At 34.6% G+C, this 24,687-nt stretch carries 17 protein-coding genes and 1 tRNA gene; 5 read left to right on the top strand and 13 right to left on the bottom strand.

Annotation, left to right across the window (positions count from 1 at the left end):
* Window positions 1-85 precede the first annotated feature (85 nt).
* The 6 genes from frr to rplM all read right to left on the bottom strand — a co-directional run bounded on the left by frr (window position 86) and on the right by rplM (window position 4,814).
* The gene (gene frr, locus DG508_RS01970; protein ID WP_108866537.1) at window positions 86-649 is read right to left on the bottom strand and encodes a ribosome recycling factor; all 564 of its coding nucleotides are present in this window, start codon (window positions 647-649) and stop codon (window positions 86-88) included.
* Window positions 650-696: 47 nt separating this feature from the next.
* Entirely contained in the window at window positions 697-1,404 is a 708-nt protein-coding gene (gene pyrH, locus DG508_RS01965) for a UMP kinase (protein WP_108866536.1), read from the bottom strand.
* A gap of 454 nt (window positions 1,405-1,858) precedes the next feature.
* On the bottom strand, window positions 1,859-2,824 hold the full coding sequence (gene tsf, locus DG508_RS01960; RefSeq protein ID WP_108866535.1) for a translation elongation factor Ts: 966 nt from the start codon (window positions 2,822-2,824) through the stop codon (window positions 1,859-1,861).
* A gap of 171 nt (window positions 2,825-2,995) precedes the next feature.
* Window positions 2,996-3,841, bottom strand: a complete 846-nt coding sequence (gene rpsB, locus DG508_RS01955) for a 30S ribosomal protein S2 (RefSeq protein ID WP_108866534.1) — start codon at window positions 3,839-3,841, stop codon at window positions 2,996-2,998.
* A gap of 131 nt (window positions 3,842-3,972) precedes the next feature.
* On the bottom strand, window positions 3,973-4,359 hold the full coding sequence (gene rpsI / locus DG508_RS01950) for a 30S ribosomal protein S9 (protein WP_108866533.1): 387 nt from the start codon (window positions 4,357-4,359) through the stop codon (window positions 3,973-3,975).
* A complete protein-coding gene (gene rplM / locus DG508_RS01945; RefSeq protein ID WP_108866532.1) occupies window positions 4,359-4,814 on the bottom strand; it encodes a 50S ribosomal protein L13 in 456 nt (151 codons plus the stop codon). The genes rpsI and rplM overlap by 1 nt, the downstream gene beginning before the upstream one ends.
* A gap of 284 nt (window positions 4,815-5,098) precedes the next feature.
* On the opposite strand from rplM, the gene DG508_RS01940 reads away from it, so the two are divergent.
* Together DG508_RS01940 and DG508_RS01935 are read left to right on the top strand one after the other, a co-directional pair.
* Complete coding sequence (locus tag DG508_RS01940) at window positions 5,099-7,816, top strand: DUF5916 domain-containing protein (RefSeq protein ID WP_108866531.1); 2,718 nt, start codon at window positions 5,099-5,101, stop codon at window positions 7,814-7,816.
* Window positions 7,817-7,885: 69 nt separating this feature from the next.
* Entirely contained in the window at window positions 7,886-9,085 is a 1,200-nt protein-coding gene (locus tag DG508_RS01935; protein WP_108866530.1) for a serine hydrolase domain-containing protein, read from the top strand.
* 93 nt (window positions 9,086-9,178) lie between these two features.
* Here DG508_RS01935 and DG508_RS21140 read toward each other — a convergent pair whose 3' ends face one another.
* The 3 genes from DG508_RS21140 to polA form a co-directional block, all read right to left on the bottom strand.
* Window positions 9,179-9,892 carry a collagen-like protein gene (locus tag DG508_RS21140; RefSeq protein ID WP_199912744.1) on the bottom strand — a complete coding sequence of 238 codons (714 nt, stop codon included), beginning with the start codon at window positions 9,890-9,892 and terminating at the stop codon, window positions 9,179-9,181.
* A 406-nt stretch (window positions 9,893-10,298) separates the two neighbouring features.
* Window positions 10,299-11,018: a collagen-like protein gene (locus DG508_RS01925; protein WP_108866528.1), complete on the bottom strand. Its 720-nt coding sequence runs from the start codon at window positions 11,016-11,018 to the stop codon at window positions 10,299-10,301.
* A gap of 288 nt (window positions 11,019-11,306) precedes the next feature.
* Window positions 11,307-14,126 carry a DNA polymerase I gene (gene polA / locus DG508_RS01920; RefSeq protein ID WP_108866527.1) on the bottom strand — a complete coding sequence of 940 codons (2,820 nt, stop codon included), beginning with the start codon at window positions 14,124-14,126 and terminating at the stop codon, window positions 11,307-11,309.
* 388 nt (window positions 14,127-14,514) lie between these two features.
* Here polA and DG508_RS01915 point away from each other — a divergent pair, with 388 nt between their 5' ends.
* Both DG508_RS01915 and DG508_RS01910 read left to right on the top strand, forming a co-directional pair.
* The gene (locus tag DG508_RS01915; RefSeq protein WP_108866526.1) at window positions 14,515-15,753 is read left to right on the top strand and encodes a metallophosphoesterase; all 1,239 of its coding nucleotides are present in this window, start codon (window positions 14,515-14,517) and stop codon (window positions 15,751-15,753) included.
* A 71-nt stretch (window positions 15,754-15,824) separates the two neighbouring features.
* Window positions 15,825-16,121 carry a thioredoxin family protein gene (locus DG508_RS01910; RefSeq protein ID WP_108866525.1) on the top strand — a complete coding sequence of 99 codons (297 nt, stop codon included), beginning with the start codon at window positions 15,825-15,827 and terminating at the stop codon, window positions 16,119-16,121.
* Here DG508_RS01910 and DG508_RS01905 read toward each other — a convergent pair.
* On the bottom strand, window positions 16,102-16,761 hold the full coding sequence (locus DG508_RS01905) for a polysaccharide deacetylase family protein (protein WP_328515264.1): 660 nt from the start codon (window positions 16,759-16,761) through the stop codon (window positions 16,102-16,104). The two genes, DG508_RS01910 and DG508_RS01905, sit on opposite strands and share 20 nt — an antisense overlap.
* A 56-nt stretch (window positions 16,762-16,817) precedes the next feature.
* Window positions 16,818-20,126 carry a glycosyltransferase family 117 protein gene (locus tag DG508_RS01900; protein ID WP_108866523.1) on the bottom strand — a complete coding sequence of 1,103 codons (3,309 nt, stop codon included), beginning with the start codon at window positions 20,124-20,126 and terminating at the stop codon, window positions 16,818-16,820.
* Window positions 20,127-20,334: 208 nt separating this feature from the next.
* Between DG508_RS01900 and DG508_RS01895 the strand changes: the two genes are divergently transcribed.
* Window positions 20,335-20,407 (top strand) — tRNA-Gln (locus DG508_RS01895).
* A gap of 342 nt (window positions 20,408-20,749) precedes the next feature.
* On the opposite strand, the gene DG508_RS01890 is transcribed toward DG508_RS01895, so the two are convergent.
* Together DG508_RS01890 and DG508_RS01885 are read right to left on the bottom strand one after the other, a co-directional pair.
* Complete coding sequence (locus DG508_RS01890; protein WP_108866522.1) at window positions 20,750-22,249, bottom strand: cytochrome c family protein; 1,500 nt, start codon at window positions 22,247-22,249, stop codon at window positions 20,750-20,752.
* A gap of 56 nt (window positions 22,250-22,305) precedes the next feature.
* A complete protein-coding gene (locus tag DG508_RS01885; protein ID WP_108866521.1) occupies window positions 22,306-24,384 on the bottom strand; it encodes a hypothetical protein in 2,079 nt (692 codons plus the stop codon).
* Between the last annotated feature and the right edge of the window lie 303 nt (window positions 24,385-24,687).

Below are 24,687 nucleotides of genomic sequence, written 5' to 3'. Positions count from 1 at the left end.
CCAAATAGGTTCAAAAAAAACGAAGATACAAAAAAAGCGTTTCTAATAAGAAAACGCTTCATATTTCATGTTAGTATGAGAAAAATTAAACCGTCATGATTTCTTTTTCTTTAGCACTAAGCATTTCATCAATCTTTTTAATATATGTGTCTGTTAGATTTTGAATGTCTACTTCAGTATTTTTTGCTAAATCTTCAGACAATCCATCTTTTTCCAGTTTTTTTATTTCATTATTTGCATTTTTTCTATCATTACGCACTCCAACTTTTGAGTCTTCGGCTTCAGACTTAGCTTGTTTTACTAAATCTCTACGGCGTTCTTCTGTAAGAGGGGGAACACTGATAATTACACTTTCTCCATTGTTCATAGGATTAAAGCCTAAATTGGCAACCAATATGCCTTTTTCGATTTCAGTAATTAATGATTTTTCAAATGGTTGAATGGTAATTGTTCTAGCATCTGGTGTGCTGATATTACCTACCTGATTCAAAGGGGTAGAAGAGCCATAGTATTCTACCATTACGCCTCCTAGCATAGCAGGAGATGCCTTACCAGCTCTAATGTTAAGTAGTTTTTTTTCTAAATGTGCAATTGCTGCTTGCATTGCTTCTTTAGTAGAATCGATAATAAAATCTATTTCTTCATTCATTTTTTTTATTCTTTTCTTTTGATTAACCAAAAAATAAGCCCATATGATTAAAGGTTTACTTGTGTGCCAATAGCTTTTCCTTCAACTACTTTTAATAAGTTTCCTTCTTTGTTCATATCAAAAACTATTATAGGTAATTCGTTTTCCTGACTTAATGTAAACGCAGTAGTGTCCATTACTTTTAATCCTTTTCGTAATACATCATCAAACGATATAAAATCGAATTTTGTTGCGTCAGCATTTTTTTCAGGATCAGAAGTGTAAATTCCATCTACTCGAGTTCCTTTTAAAATTACATCAGCGTGGATTTCAATAGCTCTTAGTACTGCAGCTGAATCTGTAGTGAAATATGGGTTCCCTGTTCCTCCACCAAAAATTACAACTCTTCCTTTTTCAAGATGACGCATAGCTTTGCGACGAATAAAAGGTTCTGCAACCTCATTGATTTTTACAGCAGATTGTAGTCTGGTTGGGATTTCAGCGTCTTCTAAAGCACTTTGTAGGGCCAATCCGTTAATAACAGTTGCTAGCATGCCCATGTGATCTGCTTGAACTCTGTCCATTCCTTTACTGGCCCCTGCAACACCTCTAAAAATATTACCCCCTCCGATAACTACTGCAACTTGCACTCCTTTTTCGGTGATTTGTTTGATTTCATTAGCGTATTCCGCTAGTCTTTTAGGGTCAATTCCGTATTGACGTTCACCCATTAGGGCTTCGCCCGACAATTTTAGTAATATTCTTTTATATTTCATTGTGAGATTTAACTGTGATGCAAATATAATGATATTCTTAATTTAGAAAATAGTTTGAATTATAAAGGTGCGTTTTTATACTAGTCGTTTTGGAGTAAGATTTTTATGGTTTAAAGAAAAAGGGTGATTTTCCCCTGTAATAGGTGTTGATTGGTGTGGGATTATGTTATAGGTTTGTAACGAAGGAAAAACAGTAAATGTGGGGTGAGAAAATATCTTTGAAATAATGTAAACGCTTTTAATGTATTGATATCTTATCGTATTAATTCATGACTGACTAATTGGGGAATTAGTCTTTTATTTTGGGGGTAAGCTCTTGGAGAGATTCAAAAGCTTGTAAGTGTTTATTTAATAAAAGATATTTTCAAAATGAAGATGAAAAAAACCGCTTCTTGACAAAGAAGCGGTTTTTATTTTTTTCAGAAAAACTGAAAATATTGTTTTGGATTGTTGATTATCCTAAAGAAACTCTTTCAAAAGAAACTACAGATACATCACCAAGTGTTTTTACGTAATCTGCAACACTTTTCTTTTCATCTTTGATGAAATTTTGGTCAAGAAGACATTGTTCTTGATCCAAAGTTGTGTTGTCAGAAATAAATCTTTCAAGTTTTCCTGGAAGAATTCTGTCCCAGATTTGTTCAGGTTTCCCTTCAGCTTTAAGTTCAGCTTTAAGATTTTCTTCTGCTTTTGCAATTACATCGTCAGTCAATTGAGATCTTGAAATGAATTGAGGAATATTTTTTAATGTTTTTCCTAATCGACCAAGTTCAATGTTTTCTTTTTCGATAGCAGCGATTCTTGCTTGTGTTTCAGAGGCAACATATTCTGGGTCAAAATCTTTATAAGACAATGTAGTTGCTCCCATAGAAGCTACTTGCATAGAGATGTCTTTAGCAAGTGTTTCTGCATCGTCTATTTTTGTAGATAGACCTGTAAGAGCACCAATTTTATTACCATGAATATAGGATCCAACAAAAGGAGCTTCTAGTACTTTGAAATCACCAATTTCGATTTTTTCACCAATAACACCAGTTTGTTCAGTAAGTTTTTCCTGAACAGTCATACCATTAAAATCTGCAGCTAAAAGCTCTTCTTTAGAAGAAGTATTTAAGGCTACTTCAGCTAATTCTTTAGCTAGAGAAACAAAAGAATCGTTTTTTCCTACGAAATCAGTTTCACAGTTTAGAGAAACGATTATACCTTTGTTCTTAGCGTCATTAACTTTTGCGATAACAGCACCTTCAGAAGACTCTCTATCGGCTCTTTTGTCAGCAATTTTCTGTCCTTTTTCTCTAAGGATTTTTATAGCCTTGTCAAAATCCCCTTCAGCTTCAACAAGAGCTTTTTTGCAGTCCATCATTCCGGCACCTGTAGCCTTACGTAATTTACTTACCTCGGCCGCTGTAATATTTGCCATATCTTTAAAAATATTTAATGTGTAAAATGTATTGTTTATGTAAAAAACAAGTCGTTTAGCAATACTGCAAAAGTAAAGAACTAAACGACTTATTAATTTATGCTAAAGTTAAGTTTTGTTATAATAACAAAAATGTAACCTCGAATTTAATAGATTGGTATATCTATTTGTTTATTCTTCTTCTTGTTTAGCAGTGTCAGTCACTACAGGAGCTTCAGCTTTTGCCGCTACAGGAGTAGTTTCTTTAGCTGGAACTTCTTTAGCTGGAACTTCTTTGGCAGGAGCTTCTTTCTTTGGAGCTTCTTTCTTTGGAGCTTCTTTTGCTGCTTTTCTTTCGCTTAATCCTTCTATAACAGCATCACTTACATAAGTCATTACTTTGTCGATAGATTTTGAAGCATCATCATTTGCAGGGATTACATACTGTACCTGACGAGGGTCAGAGTTGGTATCTACCATTGCAAAAATAGGAATGTTTAATTTCTGAGCTTCTTTTACTGCGATGTGTTCGCGAGTAATATCTACAACAAAAAGGGCTCCTGGTAAGCGAGTCATATCAGAAATAGAACCTAAGTTCTTTTCTAATTTTGCTCTTAAACGATCTACTTGTAGACGTTCTTTTTTGGATAAAGTGTTGAAAGTACCATCTTTCTTCATTCTATCAATAGCAGCCATTTTTTTAACAGCTTTACGAATAGTAACAAAGTTAGTAAGCATTCCTCCAGGCCATCTTTCTGTGATATAAGGCTGGTTTGCTTTGCTTGCTTTTTCGGCTACAATTTCTTTAGCCTGTTTTTTGGTAGCAACAAAAAGTATTTTTCTTCCAGAGGCTGCTATTTTCTTTAAAGCTTCAGTAGCTTCGTCGATTTTTGCAGCAGTTTTGTATAGATTGATAATGTGAATCCCATTACGCTCCATATAGATATACGGTGCCATGTTTGGATCCCATCTTCTTGTAAGGTGGCCAAAGTGTACACCTGCATCAAGTAATTCTTTTACTTCGATATTGTTTGCCATTTTTGTAATAGTTTACGTTCTGTTGAATTAGCAATGTATAAGTGGCTATGTGTATAATACGACCTTGTACATTTAGATGCTAAACTAACCCTCTTACATATAGAGGTAACAACAAATACTGTTTTAATAAATTAACGTTTAGAGAACTGGAATTTCTTACGTGCTTTTTTCTGCCCGAATTTCTTACGTTCTACCATTCTTGGATCTCTGGTCAATAAACCTTCTGGTTTAAGGATTGTTCTGTTTTCTTCGTCTAGCTCGCATACAGCTCTAGAAATTGCTAAACGAACAGCTTCTGCCTGACCTGTGATTCCACCTCCGTATACGTTTACATTTACATCGTATTTATCTTCATTACTAGTTAAAGTAAGAGGTTGATTTACTTTGTATTGTAAAGTAGCGGTAGTAAAATAATCAGCAAGATCTTTTTTATTAACCGTAATTTTACCAGAACCATCCTTAAGATATACTCTAGCTACAGCCGTTTTTCTACGACCTATTTTGTGAATAACTTCCATTACTTAAATTCTTTTAAGTTAACAGTTTTAGGTTGCTGAGCTTCTTGATTGTGTTCTGCTCCTGCATGTACCTTTAAATTACGGAATAAAGCTGCTCCTAATTTGTTTTTAGGTAACATTCCTTTTACCGCTTTTTCGATTAAACGCTCTGGGTTTTTGTCATACAATTCCTGAGCAGTAAGACTTCTTTGCCCTCCTGGGTAGCCTGTGTGACGGATATACGATTTATCTGTCCACTTCTTTCCTGTTAAGTTGATTTTTTCGGCATTGGTAATGATAACATTATCACCGCAATCAACGTGTGGGGTAAAGCTTGGTTTGTGCTTACCTCTTAGTAGTATTGCAACTACAGAAGAAAGACGGCCTAAAGTCTGTCCTTCAGCATCTACGTGCAACCATTCTTTTGTAACGGTAGCTTTATTGGCAGATACTGTTTTGTAACTTAATGTGTCCACACTAATTTTTTTTACTAATTAAACATTCCTTTTCCTATATAAAATAGGGGTGCAAATGTACAATTATATATTTATATAGCAAACAGCAAGTTGATATTATTTTTGACTCATGATATATTGATTTTTAGATAGGTTATAAAAATTGTGTACTATTGTTTGTTTTTACATAAAAGATATCTTCAAAATCATGTTAATTTTTTACTAAAAAAAACAGAAAGTGTAACGAAGTAAAATAAATTCTATCATATTTAAAGATTCCAATCATTCAAAACCCCTTAATAACTATGAAAAGCTATACCTATATTTTGGTATTTTTTTTGTTTCAGATTACTGTCATTGCACAAGATTCTATCAGTGTTGTAAAAAAAAGAATTTATAAAACAGAACCTCTTCTAGGTGAAAAGAAACCTGTGATTGATGGATTAATCAATGAATCTGAATGGGATGTGGTTTCATGGGCAGAAAACTTTATTGAAAGTCAACCCGATGAGAATACTCCACCAAGTCAACAAACCAAATTTAAGATATTATATGATCAAAAATATTTGTATGTAGCGTATCGCTGTTATGATACAGCTCCTGAAAAAATTGAGAAAAGACTGTCTAGACGTGATGGCTTTGCAGGAGATCGTATTACTCTTATTTTAGATACATATCATGATAAAAGAACAGCTTTTTCTTTTACAATTACTGCGGCGGGTGTCAAAGGAGATGAGTTTGTAACGCAAAATGGTGATAACTGGGATGAAAGCTGGAACCCTATTTGGTATGCGGCTAGTAAAATTGATAGTGAAGGCTGGACTGCAGAAATAAAAATACCTTTGAGTCAAGTAAAATTTGGTAAAAGCAAAGAACAAATATGGGGATTACAAGTAAGTAGAATGATTTTTCGTAAAGATGAGCGATCCGTTTGGCAACGTGTTCCTAGAGATGCTCCTGGCTTTATTAGTGAGTTTGGGGAACTACATGGGTTAATTGATATAGAGTCTCAAAAACAGTTAGAGATTCAGCCATTTGCTGTAACACAGTTGGATACATATCCAGAAGAAGAAAATAACCCTTTTAGAGATGGAACAGATTTTAAGTTGAATGGGGGGCTAGATGCAAAAATAGGGATTACCAATGATCTTACATTGGATTTGACTGTGAATCCAGATTTTGGTCAAGTAGAGGCGGATCCTGCTGCAATTGCGTTAGATGGGTTTCAAGTGTTTTTTAGAGAGCAACGTCCGTTTTTTGTAGAGAATAAAAATATTTTTGATTACCGTTTTGCTAATGGAGTTGATAATCTTTTTTATTCACGTAGGATCGGTAGGAGTCCTCAAGGAACAGTAGGAGAAAATCCAATTAGTAGCTCTGATCCTGTAAATGATGAGTATATTGATTCTCCTGTTAATACAACTATTCTTGGAGCGGTAAAGTTTAGTGGGAAAACAAAAGATGGATGGTCAATAGGCTTGTTAGAGAGTGTTACAGCTAGAGAAGTCTCTAAGATAGAAGATGACGCGGGTAATAAAAGAGAGGCTGTTGTAGAGCCGTTGACAAATTATATTGTGGGTAGGTTGCAAAAAGATTTTAATAATCGTAATTCTTTTATCGGGGGTATATTTACTGCTACCAATAGAGATTTGGGTGATATATTGAATATAGATTATGATAATTCTGAGACTGATGAAACTTCAGAGTTAACGAATCTTAGAGAAAATAACCTTAATTTATTAAGGAAATCTGCTTATACAGGAGGTATAGATTTTAGGCATAACTGGAGAAACAGAAAGTATTTTATAGAAGGTAATTTGGTAACCAGTCATGTAAAAGGTTCTAAAGAAGCGATCAAAGATACGCAAGAGTCGTTAACACATCTTTTTCAGCGTGTAGATGCAAGTCATGTTGAATTAGATCCTGATCGTACATCACTTACAGGAACAGGTGGTAAGCTTGTTGGTGGGAAATCAGGAGGTGGAAACTGGAGGTATGAAGCGGGGGTTTTTTGGCGTTCTCCTGAATTGGAATTGAATGATATTGGTTTTTTGCGGCAAGCTGATGATATTAGGCAATTTGCAAATATTAGATACTTGTTTTTGAAACCAACAAAGTTTTATAGAGAGGCAAATATTAGAGCAAATCAATTTACGGCATTTGATTTTGAAGGAAATTATAATCGTATTGAATACTCTTTAGGAGGAGAGATTAATTATAAAAATAATTGGTGGACAGAAGCTAATTTTATACACAAACCTCGAATCTTTACAAATACTATTTTACGAGGAGGGCCTCGTTGGAGATTCTCTCAAGAGAATATAGGGGTATTGTTTTTTGGGTCTGATCGAAGAAAGAAGTTCAATTTTGTTATGGGACATGTGAATTCCTGGACACGACAGAATAATTTTTCCTTTAAGCGATATGTGTTGCGACTTAATTATCAGCCATTTAATTCATTAAGTGTATCTCTGAATCCTGAGTTTGAGCAGAATCCTAATAAAACACAATATGTTACTAAGGAGGATTTTAATGGGGTGTCTAGATATATAACAGCTAATATTGATCAGCAAACATTAAGTGCTAGTTTACGTTTGAATTATAGTATTAATCCTAATTTAACAATTCAATATTACGGACAGCCCTTTATATCTAGAGGAAGGTATAAAGATTTTAATTACGTTAATAATTCGATTGCTAATGATCTTAATGATAGGGTAACTTTATTTGATCAAAATCAGATTTCTTTTGCAGATGATACATACTCTGTAGACGAAGATAGAAATGGAGTGGTTGATTACACGTTTGATAATCCAGATTTTTCTTTCGTTCAATTTCGTTCTAATCTAGTGGTGCGCTGGGAATACATTCCTGGGTCTGAAATATTCTTGGTGTGGTCACAAGGAATTACAGGAGATGGGGATTCTTCTAATCACTTATTTAGAGGGTTAAACAATCAAATTCTCGACAAGCAGCCTGAGAATACGTTTTTGATCAAGGCAACTTATCGATTTGTATTGTAATTTCTTAAAAAGTTTATGTCTAATAACTGATTTTAAACGTATTTTGCGACTGTAATAAGATGTCGTAATATGAAGTTTTTTTATATAGTATTTAGTGTAGTTTTTGTAGTATCATGTACTACCTCAAAACCAAAAGAAAAGGTGGTGTTGATTGCTGAGCAATCTGATGAGGCTAGAGCAGATTCATTATCTTTCTTTTTAGATCATTATGAAAAGTTTTTTGCAACAAATTTTAATGTTTCTGAATGCCCTGGAGCGGCGATCGTGATAGTTAAAGATTCTACCGTAGTTTATAAAAAAGGTTTTGGAGTTAAAGAAATTCATACGCAGGATTCTGTTGATGTAAATACAGTTTTTAGGATAGCAAGTTTGTCAAAAGGAGTTACTGCTGTTTTATCAGGAAATTTGGTGGATAGGGGAGAGCTAAATTGGGATCAGAAGGTTAAAGAATCTGTGCATGCATTTAATTTGAAAGATAAAGAGCAGGCAGAGCGTATTCGCGTAAGTCATTTATTATCGCATACTTCTGGTTTGTATAAATATACATTTACAAAACTTATTCAAAAAGGATTATCTGTAGATCGAATTATAGGAAGCTTTAAAGGAAAAGGGGTTGTTGCTAGAGAAGGAGTTGATTATGGGTATCAGAATGCAGTGTTTTCTATTGTTGAAAAAGTAATGGAGAATCAAACAACAATACCATTCAATACACTTCTTAAAGAAAGAATATTTGATCCTGCAGGAATGCAGAATGCTTCTAGTACTTATGGGGCAATAAGTGCTAATAATAATGTAGCGTTGCCGCATTCGTATCATCATTATTCAAAAAAATATAAGCTTAGTAAGCTTCATAAGAATTACTATAATGTAGCAGCGGCTGGAGGAATCAATGCATCTATTTCTGATATGGGAGAATATCTCAAAGTATTGCTAGGGCATCGCGCTGATATTATTTCAGAAAAGAGCCTTGCCACTATTTTTAACCCTGTTATTTGTACAAGTACCAAAAGTACCTATGTTAATTTGTGGGATGGGGTTACCGATTCTTATTATGCTATGGGGTGGCGTATTTTGGACTATAGAGGACGTAGGGTAGTATATCATGGTGGGAATGTAAATCAGTATAAGACACAATTATTAATCGATCCAGAGAATGGTATTGGTATCTGTGTGTTATTTAATGCGCCAAACCCATTTAACGGGCCTGTGATCCCTACTTTTTTAAATTACTATGACTTTTATCTTGATACTTTAAAGAATAAAAGCTAAAACCCTGTTGATAGCTATCAACAGGGTCTTTAGTAAGCTACTTCCAAGTATTAAAATCTCACTTAATGAGTAAATAATACCATAATCAAATGGTTATTCTGCATTATTGTTAATTCCTTCAAGAACAATGGTGTTTACTTCTCCAGTAATAGTAAGGTCATTTCCTGTGTCGTTTGCAGCTCCTGCTACGTCAAAAGAAAACGAAAAAGTAAGATTGTGAGTGGTGCTATCAAAATTATAATCTGTAATATTGAAATTAGTTACATTAGAATTTGTGTCAGAGAAACCGTTAGAAAATCTAAAAAACTTATGGTTATCAGTAACAATTGCATAATCATTAATGTTTAGGTTGAACTCAAATCTTTGGGTAGTTTCTCCTGGATTGATAACTCTTAAAAAGATACGAGCAGTAGTTTCCTGAAATATATCATCAGGAGCGCTTAAAAATCTTCGTAGTGAGTATTCTGTAATACTGTCATTTACTATACTTACTGAGGAGAAGTTGAATAAATCACTTGCTTCAGTAGGTGTAAACTTGAACTCAGATTCATCTGTAAATGCGGTGTTATCAGGAGTAGTTCCAGATAAATTGATTTTGATACTCCCATATTTAACCAATTCGTCAAATCCAACTCCATTTTGTCCATCGGTTCCATTTTGTCCGTCTGCTCCATTAGTACCATCAACTCCATCAATTCCATTTTGACCTCTTTCTCCAGCAGGTCCAATTGCACCGTCTTCTCCTTCGCAACTACAAAAGAATGCTACTAATGCACATGTTGCTATTGTTTTTAGGTAATTTTTCATTTTTTGTTTGTTTATAATTAATAATTTGTATTGGTATGTTTTCTGATCATGCATTGATAGTATCGGTTTATTTTGCAATTGCTTTTGTATGATCATAATTACAGGGCAAAGATGAGGGAGAATGCGGGTCGAGAAAACACGATTTACCGTAAAAACACACCTCCTGTTTACAGGTAGATACTTGTATAAATAAGTATTCTGATATATAGTTAATTTGTAGTTATTCAGGGGGTTGAGACTGGAGAAAAAAGGGGGTAGGGTGATTTTTTGGTAAGTATAATTAAAATGTGTGATTACCTTTTTTAATTATTGTGAGAGTGTTTTTGGTGCTTTGAAGAGTAAAAAGCAATCCCCTATTGATGACTATCAATAGGGGGTTGGTAACATAATAATGAGTAAGTACTTTTTATATTGGGGTATTATTATTAATAGCTTCCAAAACAATAGTGTTTACTTCTCCAGAAACGGTAAGGTCATGTCCAGTGTCGTTTGAAGCGCTGGCTACGTCAAAAGAAAACGAAAAAGTAAGATTGTTAGTAGTTTCGTCAAAATTGTAATCTGTGATACTAACATTAGTTACATTGGGATTCGTGTCAGAAAAATTGTCGGAGATTCTAAAATACTTATGATCATCAGTGGTAACACCATAATTGTAAATGTCTAACTGAAATTCAAAACTTTGATTTGCTTCACCTGCATTGATGGTATTTAAGTTGATACGAGTGGTAGCTTCTTGGTATACGTCATCAGGAGCACTTAAGAATCTATAGAGTTCATATCGTGTAGTAGTTTCATTAATAACATTTTTAGAAGAAGCGTTATATAGGTCGCTACCTCCAGCAGGACTGAACTTAAATTCTGATGCATCAGTAAACGCAACGCCATCAGATCTGGTTCCTGATAAATTGATTTTTATACTTCCGTATTTCACCAATTCATCAAACCCAACTCCGTTTTGTCCATCGGTTCCATTTGTTCCATCAGTTCCATTTGTTCCGTCAGTTCCATTAATTCCATCTTGTCCTCTTTCTCCAGCAGGACCAATAGCACCATCTTCTCCTTCACAATTGACAAGGGTAATACTTAGGAAACAGATTAAAATGGTTTTTAAATAAAAATTTTTCATCTTTTTTTGTTTTTAAATTAATTGATATGGGTTGTTTGTATGTTAAAAAAACAGCGGCAAAAATACACTATGGTGTGAGTTCTGCAAGAGAGGTTTGTTTTTTTATGAATGTGTTATTTTATTTGATTAATGCTTGAGCAAATCGTTGATCAATGGTAGTTATGGATGTGATATAATTAGGAGTGAGTTGGTTTTTTTGAGTAAAATGAAATTCTTATTTAAAAAAAAATCTCACATACTATTTGAAGTATGTGAGATGTGTAAGAGAGCTGATTTTTTTAGAATCCTCTAATGTGCTTCAAGCCAGTCATTACCCAATCCAAGATCTACATCAAGAGGTACATCTAGGGCGTATGCATTTTCCATTTCATTTTTGATTAGGTTTTTAATACTTTCTAGTTCTGGTTTGAATACATCAAAAACCAATTCATCATGTACCTGTAGTAGCATTTTGGTTTTATAGTTGCCTTCTTTTAATTTTTTATGAATGTTAATCATTGCAATTTTTATAATATCCGCCGCACTACCTTGAATAGGAGCATTAACGGCATTTCGCTCTGCTGCACCACGTACAATTGCGTTGGCCGAGTTGATGTCTTTAAGATATCTACGCCTTCCTAGAACTGTTTGTACATATCCATTATCTCGGGCAAAATCAACTTGCTCACTCATATAGTTGCGTAGCTTAGGGTATGTTTTGTAGTAAGTTTCTATTAATTCCTTGGCTTCGCTACGAGAAAGGTTAGTTTGGTTACTTAATCCAAATGCAGAAACCCCATAAATAATTCCAAAATTGACTGTTTTAGCATTGCTACGTTGTTCTCTGGTTACATCTTCTATGGCTACATCAAATACTTTTGCGGCGGTAGAGGCATGAATATCTTCTCCGTTTTTGAAAGCTTCGATCATGGTTTCTTCTTTACTCAATGCAGCAATAATGCGTAATTCTATTTGAGAGTAATCTGCCGCTAACAAGGTGTATTCTTCGTTTTTGGGAACAAATGCTTTTCTTACCTGTCTTCCTCTTTCTGTACGAATAGGGATGTTTTGTAGGTTGGGGTTGTTGGAACTTAGTCTTCCCGTAGCGGCTACAGTTTGCATATAATCTGTATGTACTCGTCCTGTATTTTCATCAATCTGCAAAGGTAACGCGTCTATGTAAGTGCTTTTTAGTTTAGATAAACCACGAAAATCCAAAATGTTTTGGATAATCACATGGTCTTTAGCTAGGTAGGATAGCACATCTTCTGCGGTAGAATATTGTCCTGTTTTAGTCTTTTTGGGTTTGTCTACCAATTTCATTTTTTCAAATAAAATAACACCAAGTTGTTTGGGTGAAGCGATATTGAATTTTTCTCCCGCCTCTGTGTATATTTTATTTTCTAAGGTTTTGATATCGTTATCTAATTCTTCTGACAAGGATTGCAAAAATGCTTTGTCTAGATTGATGCCCTCGATTTCCATATCAGCTAAAACCCTTAGTAATGGGATTTCGATATCTTGAAATAGGGATAGTGTCTTAGCTTCATTGAGTTCAGGGGCAAAATGTTCTTTTAGTTGAAAAGTAATATCAGCATCTTCAACGGCATATTCAGTTTGCTTCTCAATAGGGACCTGTCTAAATGATAATTGATTTTTTCCTTTTTTACCAATTAGCTCCGTAATTGATACAGGGGTGTAATTAAGGTAGGTTTCTGCAAGTACATCCATATTGTGTCTCATATCTGGATTAATTAGATAATGAGCCAGCATGGTGTCAAATAAAGTTCCTTTTACATCTATATTATATTTAGCAAGAACTTTGATGTCGTATTTTAAGTTTTGACCAATTTTTGTAATATTTTCGTCCTCAAAGAAAGGTCGAAGTTGTTCGATTAGCTTTTGTGCGCTATTGCGATCTTCAGGAAATGATATATAGAAGCCTTTTCCAGACTCCCAAGAAAAAGAAATTCCTACTAGCTCAGCAGTAAGCGGATTAAGCCCAGTAGTTTCTGTGTCAAAACAAACCTCTTTCTGTTTTAGTAAGTTTTGCAAAAATAGTTTCATTGCCATCCCTGGAGCTATACTCTGATAGAAATGTTCTGTAGTAGCAATTGTTTTTCTAGAAGAAAATGTAGGCGTGTCAGAGGCTTCATTAGGCTCTCCAAATAAAGAGAATTGTCCTGCACCAGCTTGGGTTGCTTTCTTTTTAGAAGATGGTTGGTCTGTAGGTGTAGTGCTATCTTGATTAAAAATTTTAATAAATTGATCCGCAAGTCTTCTGAATTCTAGTTCTTCAAAAATCTCATGAACTTTTTGACTGTCGGGTTTGGTAAACTCATAATCATCTGCATTAAAGGTAACATCACAATCAATAATTATGGTTGCAAGTTTTTTAGAAAGAAGGCCTAACTCTGCATTTGCCTCTACTTTTTCTTTCATTTTTCCTTTTAATTGGTCTGTATTGGCAAGTAGCCCTTCCATAGAACCATAGGCAGCTATAAACTTTTTGGCGGTTTTATCACCAACTCCAGGTAAGCCTGGGATGTTGTCAACAGCATCTCCCATCATTCCCAAATAATCAATTACTTGTTCTGGTCGTTCTATCTCAAATCTTTTTTGAACTTCTGGTATCCCCCATATTTCAATTCCATTTCCCATTCTTGCAGGGCGATACATAAAAATATTTTCAGAAACTAACTGTGCGTAGTCCTTATCTGGAGTAACCATATAGGTTTTATACCCTTCTTTTTCTGCTTGTTTAGCAATTGTACCAATCAAGTCGTCGGCTTCTACACCCGCACGTTCTATAATAGGAATGTGCATAGCTTTTAGTATTTCTTGAATAATTGGCACGGCAATTCTAATCGCTTCTGGTGTTTCATCGCGATTAGCTTTGTATTCAGGAAAGATTTCTAATCGATCTCGACTCCCTTCTTTATCAAAAGCAACGGCCAGATGATCTGGTTTTTCTCTTTTGATAACATCAAATAAAGAGTTTACAAATCCTAATATAGCAGATGTATCCTGACCTTTAGAATTGATTCTTGGGTTTTTGATCAGTGCATAATATCCTCGAAAAATTAGAGCAAAAGCATCTAGAAGAAAAAGGCGTTTTTGTGACATGATGAGTTTAATTTTTAGAAATGCAATATAATAAGAAGACTATTTAAATTTGTACCAAAAACAAAAAAAGAAATGCCGTCAAAAACTGACGGCATTTCGCCCCAAAATAAAATTGATAACAATGTATCAACTGCTATAAATACGATAGTAATTTTTTATATATAAATTTGATTTCTTCTATGATTGGTAATAAGCCCTAAAAGTAATACGGAACGAAGTTACAAATAAATATTTTACTTCTGAAATAAAATATTAAGATTTATCTTAGATATCCTTATGATTTTAACGGTTTTAGTCAATAAAATTTATTTATCGTTAATTTTTACTTAAAAAACGGTGGAGAATTAAAAAGGAGAAATAGCTTTGTTGCAAATTGAATTTAGAATACACTATGCGTTGGTTACTCCCTATTATATTATATATATGTATTGAAGTTTATGCTTATCAAGCGATAAAAACGATCACCAAAAGCATGTGGGTGCAAATAGGGTATCTATTAGTGTCATTGCTTATCTTGGGATATGCGATTTATATATTTGCTAATTATGATCGTAGTGTTGGCCCCACCAAGTACACATTGAGAGCTAGTGGTTTGTTGTTATTGACCATAGTTCCTAAATTAGCTATGGTGTTATTTTTATTTGGAGAAGATGTCGTTAGGATTTGTGTTACAGGGTATAATTATTTGTCAACTACTTTTTTTGAAGGTAAGGTGAGTAAATATATGCCAGACCGCAGAAAATTTATTAGTCAATTGGCATTAGGGGTAGCTGCAATACCATTTGCAGGGCTATTACATGGTATTTTTAGAGGTAAATACAATTTTAAAGTATTGCATCATGTATTGTATTATGAAGATCTTCCTTCTGGTTTTGATGGATTTAGGTTGGCACAGATATCAGATATTCATTCAGGTAGTTTTGATGACGCTTCAAAGATTGAATATGCGGTTGATTTAATTAATGAGCAAGAAATGGATTTGTTACTATTTACAGGTGATATTGTGAATACTGTAGCTGACGAAATGGACGATTGGATCGATACTTTTAAGCGTGTTAAAACTCCGAAATATGGTAAGTATTCTGTTTTAGGTAATCATGATTATGGAGAGTATGTGACATGGAATACTAAGGAAGAAAAAGACGCGAATTTTGAAGCAATAAAAGATATTCATACTAAAATCGATTTTAATCTGTTACTTAATGACAGTATTTTTGTAGAAAAGGGAGAGGAGCGTATTGCTGTAATTGGAGTAGAAAATTGGGGACATAATTTTAAGAAAGCTGGTGATTTAAGGAAAGCATCAGAGAAAGTTGCAAAAAATGATTTTAAAATTTTGTTAAGCCATGATCCTTCACATTGGGAATACGAGGTAAAGAAACATAGTGATCATTATCACCTTACATTGAGTGGGCATACTCATGGGTTTCAGTTTGGAATTGAAATCCCAGGGGTTATAAGATGGAGTCCAGTGCAGTATGTGTATAAGCAATGGGCGGGTATGTATAATGAGATGGGACGTTATCTGAATGTAAATCGAGGTTTTGGTTTTCATGCTTTTCCTGGGAGAGTAGGGATATGGCCAGAAATTACTATTATTGAATTGCGAAAAGGCACTAAACCTGTTTAATTCAGAGAAAGTGTTATATTTACAACTGTTTAGTGCTTACTAATAAGCCTCAAACATAAAAGTTTTTAAACATGTCTAAGTTTGGAGATCTGATTGGTATTGAAGTACCTGTTTTATTAGACTTTTTCACAGAATGGAATGAGCCTTCTTTGGCTATGCATCCTGTGTTAAAAGATGTAGCCGCTGCACTTGGTGACAAGGGAAGGGTTATAAAAATAGATGTAGATAAAAATGAAGAACTAGCTACAGCATTACGTATCAAAGGGCTTCCTACCTTAATGATCTATAAAAAAGGAGAAATGGTATGGAGACAAAGTGGAGAGCAGGATGCTAATACGCTCATAGGTCTTATGAAGGAGTATGTTTGAGTTTGATAGATTCAAAAGTATACCCTAATTCAGTAAAATATTCTAAGACTTTAGGTAACGCTTCTTTAAGATTCTTTGAAGCCTTTATGCTGTCATGAAAAACGATGATACTTCCTTCTTTTGCGTTCTTAATAACGTTTTGAGTGCAAATTTCAGGAGATATATTTTGTTTCCAATCTTTTGATAAAACATCCCATAATATAATCGAATACCCTAGTTTTTTTAATTCTTTCAATTTGGTTTGACTTATCTGCCCGTGAGGAGGTCTGAATAATAATTGTGGGTAATCTTTAGGGGTGTATTTTGAAATCATTTTTTGGCAATCAATAGTATTACAAATGTAAGTTTCGAGATTGTTCCTCCATGCTTTGAGGTGATTCATAGTATGGTTACCTATTGTATGACCTTCTGATACGATTTGTTGAAAGATACTAGGATGTTTTCTAATATTGTCACCAATACAAAAAAAAGTAGCCTTAGCGTTATAACGTTTTAATTGATTAAGAACAAACTCTGTAACATCAGGGATAGGGCCGTCATCAAAAGTAAGATATAATTTCTTTTTGTGATCACAAGGAATGTCCCATACGTAATCAGGGAACAGTCTTTTGAGGATTTTAGGAGTTTTTGTTGGGATCACCTGTATTTGATTGTATAAAAAAAGGAGGCTTGTTTTTAAGAGCCTCCTTTTAGTTGTTAATTTGGTATACTGTCTAAGGAGTCCAGAGGCTTTTCTTGGTCCTGAGATTCTTTAACTAACTCTTCTTCTTGTTTACGTAAAGTTTCTTCGTCACTATATTCTTCATCTGAAGAGTATAGTCTTTTAAATAGCCTGAGATATTTGTTAAACTCTTCTGCCTTTTCTTCGATCATTTCTCTGTCTTTACTAATGAGTAATAGATCAATGACACCACGATAACGTTCTACATTGGTTACAATTTCTTCAGCATAACGGTATTGATCTTTAAGCTCAAGACTACCAAAATAATTGAGTTGTTCTTGATATTTTTTGGCAAGTTTAGACCAAAGGTCACGAGCTTTTTGTTTTTCACCTACTTCATAGTATCCAGTGATATAAGGTTCTATCAAAGTGTAATACTCATAATATTCTATCGGCATTTTATCCATTGCCAAATCCAGAATTTCTTTGGCTTTATCTTTTTTACTTTCTTGAATTAAGGTTTCTACAAGCCTAGCTAGATTACTACGGTATGTAATCGCATTTTTTCTAGTTTCTGGATCATGGTATATATTTGGATCGTTACTATTACCCCAATCCCAACTAGTTACATTCTTATACATAAGATCTGTATCTATTCGACCCATTTCAAAAGGGTTTCGAGGGTTTACCTTGGTACGAATAGGGACTAGTTTAAAGGTGACCCCGTCTAGTTGTAAGTAGTCTTTCATCCATAAAAAATCATCGTCGCCATAGCTACCTCCTGTAAAATAAATAGGTCGTTCCCAGTTGTTGTTGGCAATAATATCTAACATTAAAAGGCGGTTTTTGAATAACAGATCCCCTTTTAAGTGAATGTCGATATAAGGAACAATAAGATGTGCATCTTTTTGAGCAACAATACCATTTTTTAATACAGCTTTTTTATCAACAGGGATTCGTATGTGTTTAGCTGGAAATGTATTTACCTTTTTACCACTTTGTAAATCTCCTTTAGTAACAGGGTTGTCACTCTGAATAAAACTCATCCAAGATTTTATGTCTAAGGTGTCGGGTATTTTAGGGTATTTCTTATAATAGATTGCATCATTGTTTCCGTATCTATAGAATTCGTGGGTTAACTGAGAAGGAATAGGTTTTCCTTTGTATGCAGCTCTTTTCATTTGGTCGATGTACCAATCTGTAGCAAAAAGACTTGTGTTTACGGTTCTAACATCTGTACGGTAGCCTTCGATCTCTTGTGCATACCATAGAGCAAATGTGTCATTATCTCCTATGGTAAATAGTATGGCATCTTCTTGACAGGACTGTAGATACATCTTTGCCATTGCCTGTGCAGTATATCGATTAGATCGATCGTGGTCATCCCAGTTTTGAGAGGCCAATAGAACAGGTACAGCTAGCAAGCATACTGTGGTAATTACTGGAGCAAGTATTTTAGGGTTTAGGTGTTTTTTGAATAAATCAAATAAAGCATATACTCCAATCCCAATCCAGATGGCAAATACATAAAAAGATCCTACGAGCGCATAGTCTCGTTCTCTTGGTTCAAAAGGCCTTTCGTTAAGATATACTTTTAGAGCCAATCCAGTAAATAAGAAAAAGACAAGTAGAACCCAGAATTTTTTCTTGTCATGTTGTAATAAAAACATAAAACCGATTAACCCAAGAAGTAATGGCAAGAAGTAATAAGTATTCCTTGCTTTGTTTTTAAGCACATCAGTAGGTAGGTTATCTTGAGAACCTAGTCTCATCTCATCAATAAAAGTAATACCGCTTAACCAGTTTCCTTCAAGATCAGTAAGCTTACCTTGGTTATCATCTTGTCTTCCTACAAAATTCCACATAAAATAACGCCAATACATATAGCCCATTTGGTAATCAAATAGATAGACGACATTGTCCCAAAAGGAAGGTTTCTCTACATCAATATAATTACCAAAAGATTGTAGAAATTTATTGTAATCGTCATTATCTAGTTTGCCTGAAGCATATTCTCTTTTAAATTGTGTAACAGCTTTAAGAAGCTCTTCTTCACTTTGGTATTCAGGTTTTATAGTGAATTTAATAGGCCCTGTAAACTCCATGTAGTTAGCAATGTGCTCTGTACTCCACATTCTTGGTAAAATAGCTTTATGAGCATCATCAAGATTTTGCCTTGCATTTTCCCAATCGTTTACAATAATGTATTTTCCTAATTTAAGGTCTTTTTCATATTTAGGTTTTGCGTCTCTATACGGATTATCTTTATCTAAATGAGCGTATATCTCTGTAAATTGTGGGCCATAAAAAAGATGAGTTTCAGGATATTGTTCAAGGTTGTAATATGCTAGAAGCTCTCGAGCATTGTTTGGGTTGTTTTCGTTTATTACAGTTCCTGCATTTGCACGAATAGGTAGCATAATCCAGCTAGAAAACCCAATAAGTATAAACATAATGCAAAGTAGCAAAGTGTTTACTTGCGTGTAGTTTTTTTCTCTAGTGTATTTTATACTGAAGTAGAAAACAGCAATTATTATAAGCCCTGCAATGATAGTTCCTGAGTTAAACGGCAAGCCGATAGTGTTTATAAAAAAGACTTCGGCAATACCAAAGAATTTTAATGTAGAGGGCAATAAAAGCTTGAATATAAATAGTAGTATGAGAACTACTGTAATATTAGCAATTATAAAATTTTTGACAGTAATCTCTTTATAGTTCTTGAAGTAATATAGTAATCCGATTGCAGGAATTGATAGTAGTCCCATAAAGTGAACACCAAAAGAGAGTCCAACAATAAAGGAGATCAATATCAACCATTTATTTCCCCTTGGAGTATGCATATCTCTTTCCCATAATAACCCTAGATAGAAAAGTACAGATAGAATACAGGTAGCCATGGCGTACACCTCTGCTTCAACAGCATTAAACCAAAAACTATCTGTAAATGTAAAAGCTAATGATCCAACAAGTCCACTACCTAAAATTGCAATCGCTTTTCCGCTGGTCAGTTCTTCTTCTTTTGTAGTTATCTTTTTTACAAGAATGGTTATTGACCAAAACATGAATAAAATAGTAAAAGCACTTGCAAAAGCAGATGTCATATTTACCATTAATGCAATTTGAGTTGGATCTGTTGCAAAAGAAGAAGCAAAAGCTCCTATCATTTGAAATAAAGGCGCTCCAGGAGGGTGGCCAACTTGTAATTTTGATGAAGTAGCAATATATTCTCCTGCATCCCAAAAACTAGCAGTAGGCTCTACAGTCATTCCGTAAACACATAATGCAATCGCAAAAACGATCCATCCTGTTATTTTATTCCACTTGGTAAAGTTGAATGTACTCATAAGAATTGTTAGGTTATATAACGTGTGGCGAATTTAGTAATAAAAATACTTTAACCTTGTTTTTTTTAGGAAACGCTTAACAGAAGTTTATATTTTAAAGCCTGTTATTTTGTTTTTGAAACCGTAGAAGTGAAATAAAATAAAATAAATTAAAAAAATGTTTGCAGAGATGAAAGAAAGTTTTAAATTTGCACCCGCAATCACTTATTGGTCTATGGTGTAACTGGCAACACGTCTGGTTTTGGTCCAGAAGAGTCTAGGTTCGAGCCCTAGTAGACCAACGGAAAAAGCCCTAAGTATTCAATCACTTAGGGCTTTCGTTTTTTTTGAACAACATTGGTCGATTTTCTTCTGTTGTGATACTAGTTTTCTATATAAAGATTTTTTACTGATTTAACATTGCAAAATGTTTGAAGAGTTTTTTAAGTGCTTCTGTAATTCCATAGTTAAATTGAAAAACCTGCTCTTATCTTGATCCATTCTTTGTCATGAATCGATACTTTTTTAACATTTGAGAATCACAACATTCACTAGTAACCCTCAAAAAAATGGTTACAGTTTGATTTTTTCAAGAAAAGCAAAGGCCGGTAAAAATAGCTTCTAGACATTTTAACTTTAGAATACTATTCTTCTTTTTTAGCTGAAGATTTCCAATGTTCTTTTTGAAATTTGGTATACCCAGCGAAACGTATTGCAAAGCTAAAATCTGCAAAAATATTATTTTTTAGAGAATCAGGAGGGAAAGGAGCAATAGTGCTTCTCGCATGACATTGGTAACATGTAGTATTTTGGATATAACTTTCCATCGTTGTATTTGCCACAATATTCGCTCCGCTAGTCATCGTTGCTGGAGCTATATTACGTGGACTAGTTACAGGGGTTGTTGGGTCGGCCATATATGCTTGTGCCCAAATTACGTCAACGAGTTCATAGTATTGGTACACAGATTTATTATACAAGGAATCAATGGCTTGTTGTATTTCTTTGTTGATTGGTTTTGCATTATTGGGATCAATTGGGTTTTGTCGAGTGATTTGGATCGGTACAGGAGGTGCATCTGTTAAGTAATATGGAGGAGGTGTATTTGCTTTACATGTTACCGTAACTGTTTTTCCGTTTTTTAAAGTCACAGTTGTATCTGTGCAATTCTCGTTATAAAAATTATAACTACTTGAGTCTGATGAGCCAGGAACATTGTCTACATGTTCAAAGGTAGCCCAAACCCATGTTGGCTGATTTTGTGTTTTATGCAAAATATGTAGCCCTACCAGTGCTACTGTTGTTACCCGATGCTTTGATGTATATGGATCTAGTACTGTTGCTTTTGATAGTTTATACCGGTTCCATTTTTTATTCCCTTGGTCTGTAACTTCCATCCATGCGGCCTTTAGTTCAATGGCACCTGTTGCCCCGTCAAAACCGTTTGTACCATATTCTCCTTGAGGAAAATTGATCGGAATTCCAGCCAAAATAGAATCGTGCTGTGTTGCGGCGTTGTAATACCCTTTTTCAACAACAAAATCATAGTAGTCCTTGTTCAACATAATCTCATACCATACATTGGTACGGTTTTGAGCACCTAACCAGTTGGGGGCATTACCAGGAAAAGCTTGGCTAATGTCTAATCCCTCTAAAGTATCTGAGGTGGTTGCCTTTTTTACGAAGGTTAAGAGTTTTGTGTTTTGTTTATTAAGAAGAGAACGTTGGGAATCAAATTTTTGGATGTATTCTTTAGAGATCATTGTTCCCCAGTTTGGTGGTTTGGTACCTTGGGCATTAAAAAGTACATCTTTGGGCATAAATGTTTCCCATTGCACGAAGGATTTGTCTCCTTGTTTGCCAAAGAAGTTACTCCCGTTTGTTGGCCAGTTTAAAGAAATGAAAGACTGCCATGCAAAACAGTTTGCTTTGGTCTGATCAAAAACTAATAAATCTCCAGGAACAGAATCGTTAAAATTGATAGTCAATCCATCTCCAACATTGTTTTTATAACAATTACATTGGGGGCTGGTGAATTTATTGAACAATACTTTTGTTTTTTCTACTTTACCCTTTGCGCAAGAATGCAAGATGATTCCTGTTACCCCAAGCAAAGTAAACAGTAATTTATATAGATGTTTCATGGTTTTGAAATATTAAAAAAGGGGGATGAATTTCCCCCTTTTAGATGATATGAGTATTAATTGATGGTAATCGTTACAACGATCTCACCAATATTATCTGCCAGACCTGCACCGTATTGATTGTTTAAGTCATCATTGATACATAGAGAAAGTTCTCCAGCTTCTCCACTTGGAGTTGTTGCATTATCCTCAATATTGAAAGGAGTACCATTTTCAATTTTTCCTATAAGAGCACCTTCATTGGCACCTGGTAATGTGTATCCCGATTTTGAAGGGATCTGATCAGGGTTTCCGCTGGCGTCGTACAAATTCCCACCATTACTATTTGGGTTTGCGGTCCATTCTCCGCTACTATATGTGATTTTTGCAGTTTTTCCTACAGGGATTGTAATCCCTGTATTTTGCCATCCTTGATACGAACAAACTGTTACTGGATTAACGACAAGTGATGCAGGAAAAGGGGTGCTTTCTGTTTGATCATGATTAATGATTTGTATAGATTTTACGCCTAGAGTTGCATTGTTGCCAATACTTACCTTAATGAAAATTGCGGTGTTATTACTTGGTTGACTGTTTCCGGGTACAGCGTAATAAACATCATTTTTTACATCTGTAATCTCAACAGAAATTGCTGGATCATTAAACGTGACCGTAGGATAAGTAGACTGTTTACCAGCAATTGCATTACATGTTGCTGTAGTAATAACCATTTCTGCTAGCGTGACACCTAAATTAATGGTTGGAGGAATGTAGGTAGAGTTACTCAACAAAGAAATAGGGTTTTTTACAGGGTTTGGAACTGAAGTATTATACATCGATTCAAATACATCCTTGTAAAATAATTGAAGCGGTTGAGCAAGTGGATTAGGCTTGTCTACTACGGCATTATATGAGGGCCCTTTCTCTCCTGCATATGCTGCTCCTATAATATGCATCTGAAAAGTACGTGCAATTTGGCTTCCCCACTCAATGTTTTCGGATCCAATTTTAACATCTCCTACAACATAATCAGAATCTTCAGGTGCTTCGAATACAGCATGTAGAATAAAATCTCCTGGAAGGCCATCTATAGAATTGGTTCCTCGAATTACTTTCCACCACGAAGAAGGATCAGAGTTATCTGGCGTTATGTAATTTGTGAAATTTGGTGTTTGAATGTATAATCCTGGAGGGTTTGCAAGGCTAACCATACTCGTGGTGTTGTCATTTACCAATAGGTTTACATTTCCTCCAATATTAGGGTCGCTGTTTCTGTTTTTTTGACCAAATTGAGCATCACACAATAAATCATTGAATTGACGTTGTGGCCAGAGTGTATTTCCAGTTGATCCTGATGGGTTATTACGCATAATCGTTGCTGCTGTAGCTAATCCGATTTCTGTTTGAAGTGTATTGGGGGTGCTTGTTAAGTGAATTGCTCCTCCATTGTTTGTATTTCCATCTGGTCCAGTATTATATTTATTTAATGGATTATAGGCAGGTTGAGAGGTTGAAGGGTCGATTACTCCTGGAAGACTCAATTCTTCAAGTGTAATAGTATTGTTTCCAGTTAGTTCTTTGTAAATGTTAAGTACTTTATTTGGATCAATTTTCCAAAGACTGTTCCAGTATTCTGGGTTCTCACATGTAAACTGAACTTTTGTGATTTTGTTTGTTGATGGATCCCGTGTTACAACCCATTCGCAATATTCGTCTTGCCAACCACGAGGGCCATAGGGAAAATAGGGAATCTTTTTTTGATCACTAGAATCACATGGGTTTTCTGCAATCTTTTGGCTCATGTTTCCTTTGTCTGCTAATTCATTAAGCTGACTGTCATTGAGGGATGGATAATTGTATGCCAATCGCCCAGGAAATGGTGACCATTGAATAGGGGCTGTAGTGTATTCTTTAGTGTCTTTTGTTGGGTTAAAATAATTGGTTGTTGGAGGAGTGTTTTCTGTATTCCAGGGGTTTCCTATCATACCTTGTTCTGTAAACCCATTCAAGTTTTGATTCCATAAAACATTTAATCTTTTTTGCTTATCTGGAGCGTTTGTAAAATCTTGAATTTCTGCAGGCGTTTTGAAAGTGACTGCTCCTGTTGTTGGATCTGGGTACGATTGTACCGCAAAAATCGAATCTTTTGTGCTCATAATTAATATTGGTTAAAATTGTTTAGTAATAAGTTATAAATAAAAGGTGATTAAAGCTAATATTGAGGCGGTTAAGTGTCTTGTGGATAGGGGTTTCAGGGGTTTTCCCTAGTATGTAAAGAGGGGTTACCATTGCTAACTTGTGTATTGTAAGAACGATTTATTAAACCAGAGATAAATATTCTTGATAGAATCTATTGTTGAAGATGATGGATTAGTAATATTGAATCTTTCTATGTGTTCCAGTCTTATGTATTTAGATATATTCGATGTGATCCTAGTAGCAACGAATATTATTACTCC

Origin of the sequence: Aquimarina aquimarini, from assembly GCF_900299535.1 — a bacterium.
Taxonomy (GTDB): domain Bacteria; phylum Bacteroidota; class Bacteroidia; order Flavobacteriales; family Flavobacteriaceae; genus Aquimarina; species Aquimarina aquimarini.
Note: the sequence above shows the minus strand (reverse complement) of the source record. Positions and strands in the feature narration are given on the sequence as shown.